Origin of the sequence: Roseimarinus sediminis (assembly GCF_050433125.1) — a bacterium.
GTDB classification, from domain to species: domain Bacteria; phylum Bacteroidota; class Bacteroidia; order Bacteroidales; family Prolixibacteraceae; genus Roseimarinus; species Roseimarinus sediminis.
The window spans coordinates 199,284-213,729 of the sequence record NZ_JBNPXV010000002.1; the positions used below are offsets into that span (position 1 = coordinate 199,284).

At 44.4% G+C, this 14,446-nt stretch carries 12 protein-coding genes; 6 read left to right on the plus strand and 6 right to left on the minus strand.

All coding sequences use genetic code 11. The features are described from left to right. Positions 1 to 38 precede the first annotated feature (38 nt). The 3 genes from FHS86_RS03810 to FHS86_RS03820 form a co-directional block, all read right to left on the minus strand. Positions 39 to 497 carry a hypothetical protein gene (locus FHS86_RS03810; RefSeq protein ID WP_429411318.1) on the minus strand — a complete coding sequence of 153 codons (459 nt, stop codon included), beginning with the start codon at positions 495 to 497 and terminating at the stop codon, positions 39 to 41. 42 nt (positions 498 to 539) lie between these two features. Next, positions 540 to 974 carry a hypothetical protein gene (locus FHS86_RS03815; protein ID WP_429411320.1) on the minus strand — a complete coding sequence of 145 codons (435 nt, stop codon included), beginning with the start codon at positions 972 to 974 and terminating at the stop codon, positions 540 to 542. A 64-nt stretch (positions 975 to 1,038) separates the two neighbouring features. Continuing rightward, positions 1,039 to 1,578 (minus strand): RNA polymerase sigma factor, encoded by a 540-nt coding sequence (locus tag FHS86_RS03820; RefSeq protein WP_429411322.1) that lies wholly within the window; start codon positions 1,576 to 1,578, stop codon positions 1,039 to 1,041. A 257-nt stretch (positions 1,579 to 1,835) separates the two neighbouring features. Here FHS86_RS03820 and FHS86_RS03825 point away from each other — a divergent pair, with 257 nt between their 5' ends. Continuing rightward, the gene (locus tag FHS86_RS03825; RefSeq protein ID WP_429411324.1) at positions 1,836 to 4,301 is read left to right on the plus strand and encodes a PBP1 and LysM peptidoglycan-binding domain-containing protein; all 2,466 of its coding nucleotides are present in this window, start codon (positions 1,836 to 1,838) and stop codon (positions 4,299 to 4,301) included. A 75-nt stretch (positions 4,302 to 4,376) separates the two neighbouring features. Here FHS86_RS03825 and rocD read toward each other — a convergent pair whose 3' ends face one another. From rocD to FHS86_RS03840, 3 genes are all read right to left on the minus strand, one after another. Then, complete coding sequence (rocD, locus tag FHS86_RS03830; RefSeq protein ID WP_429411326.1) at positions 4,377 to 5,588, minus strand: ornithine--oxo-acid transaminase; 1,212 nt, start codon at positions 5,586 to 5,588, stop codon at positions 4,377 to 4,379. 224 nt (positions 5,589 to 5,812) lie between these two features. Then, a complete protein-coding gene (locus tag FHS86_RS03835) occupies positions 5,813 to 7,864 on the minus strand; it encodes a BatA domain-containing protein (protein ID WP_429411328.1) in 2,052 nt (683 codons plus the stop codon). 127 nt (positions 7,865 to 7,991) lie between these two features. Next, positions 7,992 to 8,939: an isoaspartyl peptidase/L-asparaginase family protein gene (locus tag FHS86_RS03840; RefSeq protein ID WP_429411330.1), complete on the minus strand. Its 948-nt coding sequence runs from the start codon at positions 8,937 to 8,939 to the stop codon at positions 7,992 to 7,994. A 277-nt stretch (positions 8,940 to 9,216) separates the two neighbouring features. Here FHS86_RS03840 and FHS86_RS03845 point away from each other — a divergent pair, with 277 nt between their 5' ends. The 5 genes from FHS86_RS03845 to FHS86_RS03865 are packed head-to-tail and all read left to right on the plus strand — an operon-like array spanning position 9,217 to position 14,441. Further along, positions 9,217 to 9,822 carry a V-type ATP synthase subunit E family protein gene (locus FHS86_RS03845; RefSeq protein WP_429411332.1) on the plus strand — a complete coding sequence of 202 codons (606 nt, stop codon included), beginning with the start codon at positions 9,217 to 9,219 and terminating at the stop codon, positions 9,820 to 9,822. A gap of 6 nt (positions 9,823 to 9,828) precedes the next feature. After that, positions 9,829 to 10,692 (plus strand): DUF2764 family protein, encoded by an 864-nt coding sequence (locus FHS86_RS03850; protein ID WP_429411334.1) that lies wholly within the window; start codon positions 9,829 to 9,831, stop codon positions 10,690 to 10,692. A 23-nt stretch (positions 10,693 to 10,715) separates the two neighbouring features. Continuing rightward, positions 10,716 to 12,482, plus strand: coding sequence for a V-type ATP synthase subunit A (locus FHS86_RS03855; RefSeq protein WP_429411336.1), 1,767 nt, complete (start codon positions 10,716 to 10,718; stop codon positions 12,480 to 12,482). Positions 12,483 to 12,504: 22 nt separating this feature from the next. Next, on the plus strand, positions 12,505 to 13,815 hold the full coding sequence (locus FHS86_RS03860; protein WP_429411338.1) for a V-type ATP synthase subunit B: 1,311 nt from the start codon (positions 12,505 to 12,507) through the stop codon (positions 13,813 to 13,815). 23 nt (positions 13,816 to 13,838) lie between these two features. Continuing rightward, a complete protein-coding gene (locus tag FHS86_RS03865) occupies positions 13,839 to 14,441 on the plus strand; it encodes a V-type ATP synthase subunit D (RefSeq protein ID WP_429411340.1) in 603 nt (200 codons plus the stop codon). Positions 14,442 to 14,446: the final 5 nt, after the last annotated feature.

The window sequence follows — 14,446 nt, forward strand, 5'->3', positions numbered from 1 at the left end:
GATTTTTCTATAGTCTCCTAACTATGGTCTTGTTTTATTTAATCTTTTTTTCGATCGTGGTCACGGTATTTGCGTAGCATGGTGTTTCTGAAATCCAGCTCGGCTACATACAATTCGACCACCTTTTTGGGAGAGAGTATCTTCAGGAATTTCTCATTGTATTCAACTACCAGTTCTCCTTCCTGATGTGGAAAGGAAGCCAGTTTACGTGATAATTCAATGTATTCTTTTTCCGACATTTTCTTCAGGTCTTCTTGAAGCGATTTGTCCAGTTCGCGGTGTTCTTTCATGAGTTCCCAGCGTTTGCGCTCAAACTCATTGTATACAGGCCAGAACTTTTGTGCTTCCCCGGGAGTGAGATCTATCGCTTCGGTGATGAAGGCAACTTTTTCGGCCTTAAACTTGTCATAATCAAATTTTCCCTGCATGCGCATGCCTGCCATGGCATTCAAAGTGAGGGTAAATAATATCAATCCTATGCTTAATTTCAGCCTCATATTAACTGTTTTATCTGTTCAAAAAATGTATTTGCTTCGTAATCAGTGATTTCTTAATTCAATTAGTTCTATGTCAGAGACCGATGCCATAAGGTAGGTTTCCATAATCTCTTCGTTGTATTCGTTACCAGGCTCCACATTTTCGAAAGCCATTAGCATGCTGTGATCGTTAATGTGAAACAGATCGAAATAGTTGTCCTCGCTATCAAGCTGAGTCAACGACTGTTGATTATTTGTTCGCTCATACACCTGTGTCGAATAGTAAACAAGCATGAAAATGATGGTAAAGCTGGCAGCCATTGCGAGCATGGGCCTGATAACCCGAAACAGCAATTTTTTCCCTTGTTTTTCTTCATCTGGGGCATCAATCTGTTCCATCAGCCTTTCTGCAAAGGTGTCAAAGTAGCCTTCGGGAACCTTGAAAGGAACCCGTCGATCACTTGCTTGTTGGTGAGGTATCTTACTTTCTTTTTTCATTTTCTCTGCCTTTTTGCTCATTTTCGACTCTTTCTTCAGTGAAAGGTTTAATATGCTTGATGTCTTATTCACTGTTTTTTAGCATTTCTTCAATCTTTTTTACTGCATGATGGTACGATGCTTTTAGCGCTCCTACCGAAGTATCGAGTATTTCCGCCATGTCGTTGTATTTTATTTCATCAAAATACTTCATGTTAAATACCAGGCGTTGTTTGTCGGGGAGTTTAAGAATGGCTTCCTGCAGCTTACGTTCAATTTCACTGCCGTCAAAATAGGCATCGCTTTTTAAATTTTCAGTCAGATAGTCATTTTCACTCCCTGTAAAAATATTTCTCTTTTTTTGGCGGGCCAGAAAGGTGAGCGATTCGTTGGTGGCGATTCTGAAGAGCCAGGTATACAGGTTCGATTCTTCACGGAATCCATCAATATTATTCCAAACTTTAATGAACACATTTTGAAGTATGTCGTCGGTGTCGTCGTGGCTGATTACAATTTTCCTGACATGCCAATACAGCTTTTCCTGATACCTTTTAAGCAGTTCATTAAAGGCAATTCGCCTGGTGGCGGGGTTTTTCAGCTGTTCGACAAAGTTTTTTTCTGACATACCGAATTAAAGTTGCCTGAATTAGATTGATTTTTTAGTTCAGGGTTTGATCTAACACGCAAAAATATAAATTAAATGCTTCAATTCAGTTTTTGTATTACTTTTGATTGAAGGGAGTCAATTATCTGTATTTTTTTCGGAGCGCTTCATCATTTTTTAGCTACTATTGCGTTAATAATCTTGTGATGGCCGAAGGTTAATCAATGAACATTTTTTACTTTCGTAAACCAAATCACGATTGATAAAGAAATAAATTGATGAAGATTTTTTTGTGCTTATTTTCCATTGTTTTTACAATTGCAGTTAATGGGCCCCTGTTTGCTCAAAACTATCGTACTTCTGAAATCGTTACTGTGGATGGGGAAAAGTACCTGCTACATGAAGTGGAAAGCGGCGAAACCCTGTTTTCGATTGGGAAACGCTATGGTGTTGAACAAAAGGAGCTTGTAAATGCCAACCCGCAGCTGATATTTGGATTGAAGCAGGGCGATACCCTCAAGGTTCCTTACAAGCCGCAAGAGCAGGAAGAACCTTCAAGTGAGCCGACTCATTTCATTTATCATGTTGTAAAAAAGTCGGAAACCATTTATTCGCTTTCGAGGCGGTACAATATTCCAATCGATAACATTTATTTTTTCAATCCCGAGGCCGAAAGTGCTTTGCTTGAGAATGAGATCATCCGTATTCCGAAGGATTATGAAGGAGAAGCTGTCGATGGTTTACTTCGCGAAGACAATGATTTTTATTATCACAAGGTACAGGAAGGTGAAAATGCCTATTCCCTTGCGCGTCGTTACGATGCCCGCGTAAACGAAATTTTTGAGTTAAATCCGCAAATTCAGGATCAGGTTGAAATCGGTGTAATCATAAAAATTCCCAAATTCAGGCTTTTGGTCGATGAATCGCAAGCGGCGGTCGACGGGGGTGATTTTTTCATGCACCGGGTTGAAACCGGTGATACTTTTTATTCCTACAAGCGACGCTTCAATGTCGATCGGGAGCAGCTTATTGAAATGAATCCTGAGTTAAACGATGGTTTGCTCGCCGGGTTGATCATTAAAATACCTTCGGTTCAACGAGTGGAAGTCGTTCCTGTGAACCGCCAGGATTTTATCAGTCATCATGTTCTTTCCGGAGAAACACTTTACAGTATTTCGAAAAAATACAATGTTGAAATTATTGATATTCGTTCACTTAATCCTGAATTGAAAGTAAGAGGATTGATTGCCGGAGAAACATTGTGGTTACCCAGGCAAAACCAAACTATTGCTGAAACGGAGAAAAACGTTGATTCAGAAGTGGAAGCCCAGGAAAGAAGCACACCTCAAGCTGAGGAAGCTGATACCATTTTTCCCATGAAGCCTGAAGTTATTTTTGAGGTGAAGGAGGATGCTAAAATAGAATGTTTTGGACCCGGTAATGAAAACGACACCCTTCGCATTGCCATGTTTCTGCCTTTGTTTTACAGTCAAAATATAAACTACAACCTGGTCAAACGAAGTGATGAAGAGTTGGCAGAGCTGAAAGAGCGCAGTTGGTCTGATGCTGCCATCATGAATCAGTATTTTCAGGTGGTAATTGACTCACTCAGCGGTTTACGCGATACGGTGCTGATTGATTCGATGAAAGTAAGAGAAATCCGATCGCTTTATCCTCACTCGGCTTACTTTGTAAATTTCTTACAGGGCTTTCTGATTGGGCTCAATGATATGGAGCGGAAAGGAGTAAAAGTGCAGCTCGATTTGTTCGACAGCGAGTACGAACGAACGATAATCGATTCAATTGTTAACAACAGCCGTCTGCACGAAGCCGACCTGATTATCGGTCCTGTTGATGTGAGGTTGCAAAAAACAGTAGCTGATTTTTCCTATAAAAATCAGATCCCGATGATTTCACCGCTGGCGCCTGAGGATGACCTGCTTGACAAGAATCCGTTTTACCTTCAGGTGAACCCTTCGAAGGAATACATAATCAGAAAAACTGCCGATTTTATTGGTGATGCCTATTACGATAAAAACTTCATTATTATGACGCTGGGTAGTACGACCCAACTTAAAGAAGACGATCTGGTTGACCTGGTTAGGAAGCGCTTCTTTAGCTCGGGTATTTACAAACAGCAGGAGGATATTTTGTTTACCGAAGTTGATTTCACCGAGGGCGGTCATCTGGGCTATTGGCAGGTAAAGAAAAACCTGATACATGATCGGGAGAATGTAATTTTTATTCCTGCAAGCGAAGACCCAAATGAACGGGAAGCCCTTCTAAGCCGTGCCATTAACAGTTTGTATGTCCTTTCGGAAGAGTATAACATTACCCTGGTAGGAATGAGCGATTATCCGGGTTTTGCCAGCATCAATACCAGCTATTACCATCGTTTAAAGCTGCACTACCTCACGGCCAATTACATTGATTATTCCGATAGCAATGTTAACCGTTTCATTGTGCAATACCGGAAGCATTTTTACAGCGAACCCAATCGCTTTAGTTTTAGAGGCTACGATGTGGCCAACTTTTTCATTGGTGCCTACCATGAATTTGGTACCGGCTTTGTTTCCTGCATTGAACATTACGATGGACAAGTGTTACAGGGCGATTTTAATTTTCAACGGGTTGAAGAATTTGGTGGATTGATGAACCACACCCTTTATATCATGAATTACACGCCCGATTTTGAGGTTGAAGTTGTTTCAAAAGTTACCGAAGGCAAACTGATACTCGAATAAAAGAGGAAACAAAAAGAAAAACAGCACAGCCATAAATTGGACAATGCTGTTTTATACGCAAGCAAACAAAACAAATTATTCGAACGAGCGGAAAGCCTTCTTTATTAATTCAAGGGCTTCCATCATTTGGTCTCTGTTAATTACCAGCGGCGGGGTGAACCTGATTATATCGCCATGAGTAGGTTTGGCAATTACGCCGTGTTCCTTCATGGCCAGGCATACATCCCAGGCTTCTTTTCCTTTCATTTCCTTAATGGTAATGGCGTTGAGCAGGCCTTTCCCACGCACTTCACCAATGAGAGGAGAATCGAATTTTTTCATTTCATCACGGAAGAGCTGTCCCATTTTTTCTGAGTTTTCGGCCAGCTGCTCATCTTTAATAATTTGCAATGCTTCCATGGCAACAACCGCAGCAATGGGGTTGCCACCATAGGTCGAACCGTGTTCGCCCGGTTGAATGGTAAGCATCACATCATCGTTGGCCAATACACACGAAACAGGGTACATTCCACCTGAAATGGCTTTGCCAAGAATGAGTAGGTCGGGTTTCACTTCTTCGTGATCAACGGCCAGCAGCTTGCCTGTACGGGCAATTCCTGTTTGTATTTCGTCGGCAATAAACAATACATTGTATTGGGTACACAGTTCACGTGCAGCTTTCAGAAAACCTTCTTCAGGAACATAAACACCCGCTTCGGCCTGGATGGGCTCCACTAGAAAAGCGGCTACATTGGGATCCGAAAGTGCATCTTCAAGTGCCACCACATCATTGTAGGGAATGTTTACAAAACCCGGAGTGTAGGGGCCGTATTCGTTGTACGCATCAGGATCGCTCGACATGGAAACAATGGTGATGGTACGACCGTGAAAGTTGCCGTTGCATACTACTATTTTAGCTTGTTCACGAGCGATGCCTTTTACTTTGTAACCCCATTTGCGTGCGAGTTTCAGGGCGGTTTCCACCCCTTCGGCTCCCGAGTTCATGGGCAGCATCCTGTCGAAACCGAAATACTGGTGCATGTATTCCTCCCAGGCACCCAGTTGGTCGTTGTAAAATGCACGGGACGTAAGTGCCAGCTTTGAGGCCTGATCATTCAGCGCCTTCAAAAGCCGGGGATGGCAATGTCCCTGATTAACGGCCGAATAAGCCGATAAAAAATCGAAGTACTTTTTCCCTTCAACATCCCATACAAAAACGCCTTCTCCACGTTCGAGAACCACCGGCAGCGGATGGTAATTGTGCGCGCCATAACGGTCTTCGCGGGCAATGTAATCGTTTGTTACCATTTGTTAAGTATTTTGTTGTTGTTTGTTAGTCAGGGCATCAATATCGACAATGTTGAAATCAGAACATATGATAATCGTCAATTCCTGAGTATTGAATCAAAAGGTGGCTACATAGCAGCGTAGCAGGCTGAATTAATTTTAAGCAATCCTGCGAAACACAACTGAAGATAACAGATGGTGTGCCTGTTGAATGGCTGCATGCAAGTTAACAAGTGCCTAAGGTATTATTTCCAAAAACGGATGATTGCTGCTTCTGTAAGAATGAAAAACAGTCCTATGACTAAAAAGAGTTTCCAGAATTGTCTTCCCTGATCAATATTTTCAATCGTTTCGGTGAGCTTTCCAGGAGAGCTTGCAAGCAGGTTTACATTCGCAAGGCCGGCTTTTTCGGCCAGCTGGGATAGTTCGTCATTGGAGTGGTAACTAAGATCGGATTCTTTTAACTGGTAATTAAATGCCATGCCGCTTACGATTTTATCGTCCGAAAGAATTTCATAGAAGCCGGCTGCTGGTTCTTCGTTCAATGCGAGCCTCAGCGTATTTCCACTTTGCCTGGTAATTGTTGGGATCATTTCATCGCCATCGGGCTGATGGCGCATGGTCAGACTAAGCGATTGAAGGCGCTTGGGAATTTGTAAATCGAAGGTTCTGTCGTTGCCAATTACATAATATAACTGACCGGTATCGGTCGATTGCAACACGATATTGTAAAAAGTTGGCAGAAAAAGCAGGTGATCGATCAGCTTGTTGCGGGTATCAGATAAAGGAAAGGCGAAGATATAAACGCTTCCTTTTTCTATTGGGGCAAGGGTGAGTGCCTTGCTTTGGTCGGCAAAGCTCAGCAGGGTTGTCTCGTTGATCAGCTGCAGCTGCCTGAAGCGGTAACGGATGCCAGTTTCCGGCAGGCTTACCTTCTGGTTTTGCTCATTGAAAACACCCGAATAAAGTGGATGCTCGTAGGCTACTTTGCCAATCGGTATGGGAAGGGTATCAGCAGCTGCCATTTGCGGCAAGTTGAAGCGTTGTAGCAACTGGTTGTAGGCATCCATGCTGTTGGGACTGCCGGGAATTAGCACTAGCGTTCCGCCGTTGATGGTGAATTTGTACAATTCATCGATAAGACCCGATGAAAGCTTGCTTAATTCATTCACAACAATGGCCTCGTAGTTGCTCAGGCTGCTTATTTGCAGCCGGTTAACCTGTTCCACATCCAGCGAAATGTAGTTGTCGTTGCCAAACAAGGCTTTCAGGTTATTGGTCAGCAGATTATTAAACTGATCGATAAGCAGCACCTTGAGTGAGCTTTTGACGGTATAACTTAAATACAACTGGTTGTCGTAAGTAATCGGATAGTCACTTATTTCAATCCTTCCCGATTGCAGCCCGGTTTTGAGGTTGGTATAGGCCATGGCCAGCTCCTTCTGTTCGCCGGCATTGATGTTGATGGTGGCCAGTGCTTTTAATGAGTCGTTCAGAAAGAAATTCACCGGAACCTGCTGGTAATCTTCGTCCGACTGATTCACTATTCGTACAAACAGTTCTTCGCTTTGGTTCAGATGGTGTGTAGGGGCTTCGTACCAACAACTGTCGATATACAGGTTGTTAACCGGGTTGACGGGTACCGGTATTAAATTATAAACAGCTGTCGTATCGCGATCGAGCTTGTTAAAATCGCTGGTATGTTTTTGAAAATCGGAAACCACATACAACGATTTGTTGCTTTCAAAGAGCAAATCGTCGGTCATGTTTCTGAATCGCATTACAATGGTACTTAGCGGTACTGTGCGGTGACTCACCGAGACATCGGCAATGAGACGAATCATTTCAGTGTTACTGTAAAAGCGGTTTTGTTGTTCGCTAAGCGCATTGGTCAGCAGGGCGAAGCGGGTTCCGGGACGGCTGTTGTTGACAATGGTATAGGCTTTTTGCCGTGCACTTTCGATGGCTTTGCCCTCAGGTCCCTCGGCATTCATGCTGTACGAATTGTCAATATAAATAGCTGTCAAGTTGTTTTTGAGCTGTTTCTCTGAATTTTCGGATGGAATGTATGGCCGGGCAAATGCCATAACAAGCGCGATAATCATCAGTATCCGGCTGGTGAGGATAAGCAGTTGTTTCAGCTTTGATCTTTTCCGGGTGGCCTTTCTTACTTTTTTAAGCAGGTTTACATTCGAAAAATAAACGGTACGGTGCTTCCGCAGGTTCAGCAAATGAATGATTACAGGAACTGCAACAAACAGTAAGGCCCAGAGAATCGAAGGATAGATAAAGCTCATGTTGCGCTGTTATTTCAGTTTAGAGTTCAAAAATAACGAAATTGTGGAACTAGTCGCTTGTTGGTGTGCGATTATTCTAAACGTTCGTTCCACTTGCTTTTATTACTTCATGAAGCGAAATGCCCTTTTAAAAGATGCTCACTTCCTTTTCACCGCTTCCTTTGATGTACCCCCTGAACATGCCAGTGGTATTAAACAGCATGACGGGCTGACCCTGATGGTCGACGGCTACAAAACCTCCGGTGCCCCCCATTTGGCTGAGCGCCTGCATCACTTCCCTTGCTGCTTTTTCGAGCGAAATGTTTTGGTATTTCATGCGTGCGGCAACGTCGCGGGCTACACCCAGCCTGATGAAGTACTCACCGTGGCCGGTGCATGACACTGCACAGCTTTGATTGTCGGCATAAGTACCTGCACCAATGATGGGGGAATCGCCTATGCGTCCCCAGCGTTTGAGTGTCATTCCGCCAGTTGAGGTACCTGCAGCCAGGTTCCCTTTTCCATCATAAACCACACATCCAACCGTGCCCATCTTGTCGTGCAGGTATTTTTCTTTTGCTTTTTCAAATTGCTCAAAACGCCTAGGGGTCGAGAAATAGCTGTTGTCGACCATCTCGAGCCCCTGTTCGCGGGCAAAATCATCGGCACCTTCGCCGCTTAGCATTACATGAGGCGAAGTTTCCATTACCTTACGTGCAGCCGAAATGGGATGCCTGATCCGGCTCACACCGGCAACCGCACCTGCCATCAGCTTACTTCCATCCATTATCGAGGCATCCAGTTCGTTTTTTCCGTCGTAGGTGAATACGGCTCCCCGCCCGGCGTTGTATAAGGGGCAATCTTCGAAATAAGCAATTACCTTTTCTACGACATCGAGCACCGAACCATTGTTGTTCATGATCCCGGCTCCGATAATTAAGGCTGAATCGAGCGTTGCCATATAAGCCTGTTGTAAATTTTCAGGCATCGATGTTGAAATATTTCCTGCACCTCCGTGTATCACAATGGTGTATTTTTGAGAAAAACCAGCCGGAGTGGCAAGTATAAACAAGTAAAATAAAAGTCTTTTTAACATGATAAGCTGCTTTGATCACGGCTAAAATTAAGCATTTGCTTCGAAAGCAAAAACACGTTTACATTCTTTATTAATAATATGCTGAAGCTTTTCTGACAAGAATCATTCTCTTTGGCCTTGTTTCTGATTTTATCTTTTGTTAAATTTCACAAGCAATTTTTACGATTCATCTTTTGTTGAAATAATCTGATAAAAAACGTGAACCTGACTTTAATGCGCTTGTTCATTTTTTATTCAATCCTAAAATTTCGTTTAAACTTACTAGACCATTGATAACATGGATCAAAAATTAAAGGAACTTACCGATAAACTCTACAACGAAGGGGTTGCCAAAGGAAATCAGCAGGCCGAAAGCATTGTGGAAGAAGCAAAATCGAAGGCGGCAAAAATTATTGCCGAAGCAGAAGAAAAGGCCAAAGCCATTCTCAATAAGGCTGAAAAGGATGCTGCCGAGCTCGACAAAAACAGTCGTTCGGAGTTGAAATTGGCGGCAGGTCAGATGCTTAGCGCACTCGAGCAGGAAGTTGCAGGCCTGCTAACCGGTAGCATCGTGAGCGAGGAAGTGGGAAAAGCCACTTCCGACAAGCAGTTCATCCAGGAGCTGATCATGAAAGCAGTAGGTAATTGGGCTGCCGATCAGAACCTTTTGGTTGTTGTACCCGATGCCGATCATGATGCAGTGGAAAAATTCTTTGCCGCAAAGGTAAAAGAACAACTCGGGAAGAAAGTGACCATCGAATCGGCCAATGGTGTTAAGGCAGGTTTTGTAATTGAACCCGCCGATGGAAGCTATAAGGTGAGTTTTACTCACGACGACTTTGTTTCTTTTTTCAAAGAGTTTATACGCCCCAAAGTAGTTGAACTCCTGTTTGACAGGAAATAGAAAATTATGGGAAATTATTATTACCTGATATCCGGTTTGCCTGAACTTCAGCTCGACGACCAGAAGTTAAAACTTTCGCTCATCGATTTTAAACGTGAGCTCGAAGAAAATCTTTCGGAAAGCGACCTGAATGTATTGAGCTATTTCTTTATGCAGTTCGATAATGAAAATCTGTTAAAATACCTGAACGATCGTGAAGCAACGCTCGATCCGCTGGGTAATTTAAACAGAGAAGATTTTGAGGAAATGTTGCTGCTGTTCAGGGAAAGTGATCAACCACGGCATCCCCGTATCTACGAGTATTTCAAGTATTTTGTGCCGGTTTACTTAAGCGATACTGCCATTTTTGAGGGTATGCGACGCGAAGATGAACTCACCAGTCTTTATTACGATTTTGCACTTGGCTGTAAAAACGACTTTATTGCTGAGTGGTTTCGCTTTAATTTGAATATCAGTAATATCTTAAGCGCACTGAACTGTTTAAAATACAACATCGACCGCGAAACGGTAATTGTTGGTACCGACGAGATTTCAGAGGCCCTGCGCAACAGCAATGCCCGCGATTTTGGTATTGCTGCCGAATTTCCCGAAGTAGATGAAATTGTGCGCATTGCCGAAGAAAGTGATTTGTATGAGCGGGAAAGAAAAATTGACCTTCTTAAGTGGAACTGGCTCGAAGAAAAGGGCTTTTTTCATTATTTCGATGTGGAACATCTCTTTATTTATCTGGTACGCCTGCAACTGCTTTCTCGCTGGGTTCAGCTTGAAAGAGAAAGCGGCTTAAAGGTCTTCCGCGATATGATCGAGCAGTTACAACATGCTTTTGAGTTTCCCAACGAATTTACCGTACAAAAGGTCGCTGCACATTAACCAATAAAAAGCTACAAAAAGATATGTCAACAAAAGGAATAGTAAAAGGAATTATTGCCAACCTGGTCATTGTGAAAGCCGACGGGCCGGTATCACAAAACGAAATCGCCTACATCAATCTTGAAGATACACGCCTTATGGCCGAGGTGATTAAGGTTACCGGAGGCAATACCTATATTCAGGTTTTTGAAAGCACCAGGGGTGTAAAAGTGGGCGACGGTGTCGACTTTGAAGGACACATGCTCGAAGTAACCCTTGGTCCGGGTATTCTTTCGCGTAACTACGACGGCCTTCAAAACGATCTCGATAAAATGACCGGAGTCTTCCTCAAAAGAGGGGAGTACACCTATCCGCTCGACAAGGAAAAACTGTGGGACTTTCATCCCCTGGTAAACGAAGGCGATGAGGTGGCAGCCGGTAGCTGGCTTGGACAGGTGACTGAAAATGAGCAGCCCCATAAAATAATGGTACCCTTCACCTTTAGCGGGAACTACTTTGTAAAATCGATTGTTGCTGAAGGCAATTACAGGGTAAACGATACCATTGCCATATTGCTCGACAAAGACAATCATGAAGTGCCGGTGACCATGGTACAGAAATGGCCGGTGAAACGACCCATCAAAGCATACAAAAATAAACCGCGTCCCTTTAAATTGTTTCAGACCGGCTACCGTTCGATCGATTTTTATAATCCCCTGCTCGAAGGGGGAACCGGTTTTGTTCCGGGGCCCTTTGGAACGGGTAAAACCGTTTTTCAACATACGGTGTCGAAACAGGGCGAGGCCGATATCGTGGTAATTGCAGCCTGTGGTGAAAGAGCCAACGAGGTGGTGGAAATATTTACCGAGTTCCCCGAGATTACCGACAGTCGTACCGGTCGTCCACTCATGGAACGTACCACCATCATTGCCAACACCTCAAACATGCCGGTGGCGGCACGCGAAGCCTCGGTTTATACTGCCATGACCATTGCCGAATATTATCGCAACATGGGCTTGAAAGTGTTGTTGCTGGCCGACTCCACCTCGCGTTGGGCACAGGCTCTGCGCGAAATGTCGAACCGACTGGAGGAATTGCCCGGACAGGATGCTTTCCCCATGGACCTTTCGGCCATCATTGCCAACTTTTATGCACGGGCCGGTTTTGTTGAACTGAACAACGGAAAGAGCGGATCGGTCACTTTCATTGGGACTGTTTCGCCCGCTGGTGGTAACTTCAAGGAACCTGTTACCGAATCGACAAAAAAAGCAGCCCGCTGCTTCTATGGTTTGCAGCAACAACGGGCCGACAGCAAACGTCACCCGGCCTTTAGTCCGCTCGACAGTTATTCGAAATACCTCGAATATCCCGAGTTTCGGGAGTGGGTGGGTAAGAACATCAGCAACGAATGGGTCGATCTGATAAACGAAGCCAAGACCATCATGCAGCGGGGGACCGAAATTGCCGAACAGATCAATATTCTGGGCGACGACGGGGTGCCGGTGAATTATCATATCACCTTCTGGAAATCAGAATTGTTCGACTTTGGTTTTCTGATGCAGGATGCCTACGATGACATCGATCGTAACATGCCCCTCGACCGGATGGAATTCATGGTGAAGCTGGTGATGAAGATCTGCCAGAGCGAATTTGCTTTCGACGATTTTAATGAAGTGGCCGCTTTCTTTCGCGAGCTGATCAACAACATCAGACAGATGAACTATACCGAATACGAATCGGCCGAATTCAAAGACTACGATCAGAAAATCAGAGCACTGGTCGAAAAGATGGTAATAAAGCAGGAAAAATAGAAATCAATAAACAGAAAGCCTTATGGCAAAAGCGTTTCAAAAAATATACACCAAAATTACCCAGTTAACCAAAGCAACTGTGACCCTTGAGGCACAGGGAGTGGGCTACGACGAGCTGGCAACCATTAACGGCCAGCTGGCGCAGGTGGTAAAAATAATTGGCGACGAGGTTACGCTGCAGGTTTTTGGGGGTACCGAAGGGGTTCCCACCAATGCCGAAGTAATCTTTCTTGGCAAAGCACCCGGATTGAAGGTCAGTGATCAGCTGGCAGGGCGCTTCTTTAATTCTTTGGGCTACCCCATCGACGGAGGACCGGAGGTGGAAGGAACTGAAGTTGAAATTGGCGGCCCTTCGGTGAATCCGGTGCGACGCAAACAACCTTCGGAACTCATTGCTACCGGAATAGCCGGAATCGACCTGAACAACTCGCTGGTTACCGGTCAGAAAATTCCCTTCTTTGCCGATCCCGATCAACCGTACAACGAAGTGATGGCCATGGTGGCCCTGCGTGCCAATGCCGATAAAATCATTTTAGGCGGCATGGGGCTTACCAACGACGACTACCTCTTTTTTCGCAATGTATTCGACAATGCCGGAGCACTCGATCGCATCATTTCGTTTGTAAATACCACCGAAGATCCGCCGGTTGAACGTTTGCTGGTGCCCGATATGGCACTGACTGCAGCCGAATATTTTGCGGTGGAGAAGCATGAAAAAGTGCTGGTATTGCTTACCGACATGACACTCTACGCCGATGCCCTGTCGATTGTCTCGAACCGTATGGATCAGATTCCTTCGAAAGATTCAATGCCCGGTTCACTCTATTCCGACCTGGCTAAAATTTACGAAAAAGCAGTGCAGTTTCCCGATGGAGGCTCTATCACCATTGTTGCCGTAACCACCCTGTCGGGCGGCGACATTACCCATTCAATCCCCGATAATACCGGATACATCACCGAAGGACAGCTTTTCCTGCGTCGTGATACCGACATCGGTAAGGTGATAGTCGATCCGTTCAGATCGCTTTCGCGCCTCAGGGGACTCGTAATTGGTAAGAAAACACGTGAAGACCATAAGGACATCATGGATGCCAGCGTGCGGCTTTATGCCGATGCCGCCAATGCCAAAACCAAACAGGAAAACGGCTTCGACCTTACCGAGTACGACGAACGTACTTTGAAATTTGCCAGGGAATACGCCAACGAATTGCTGGCCATCGATGTAAATATCAACACCGACAAAATGCTGGACATCGGTTGGGAACTGTTGAAGAAATATTTTAATGAAAATGAAGTGGCTATCCGTAAGGAAATGATGAAAAAATACTGGTGAGCTACAGTTGAAAATAATAAAGCATGGCAATAAAATACCAGTTTAATAAAACATCGCTGCAACAACTCGAAAAGCAGTTAAAGGTAAGGGTGAAAGCCCTTCCCACCATCAAAAACAAGGAGAGTGCACTTCGGGTTGAGGTGAAACGGGCCAAGTACGAAGTGCAGCGTCTTGAAGCACTGCTCGAGGAAAAAATAAAAGCCTACGACAACATGGTGGCCTTGTGGGGCGAATTTGACACTTCGCTGGTAAAGGTTGAGGATGTGAAGATGAAGGTGAAAAAAATAGCCGGTGTGCGCACCCCGATACTCGAAGGGGTTGAATTTGCCATTGCATCGTACAGCCTTTTTAACCGGCCGGCCTGGTTCCCCGATGGAATTGAGCTGGTAAAACAGCTGGCGCAGATTGGTATCGAACGTGAATTTTTCTATCAGAAAATGATACTGCTCGAACATGCGCGAAAAAAAACCACTCAGAAGGTGAACCTGTTCGAGAAAGTTCAGATTCCTGGTTACGAAGATGCCATACGAAAAGTGAAACGTTTTATGGAAGATGAAGAGAATCTTTCAAAATCGGCTCAGAAAATTGTTAAAGAACGACAGCAAAAGAAGGAGAATGCACTATGATTAGC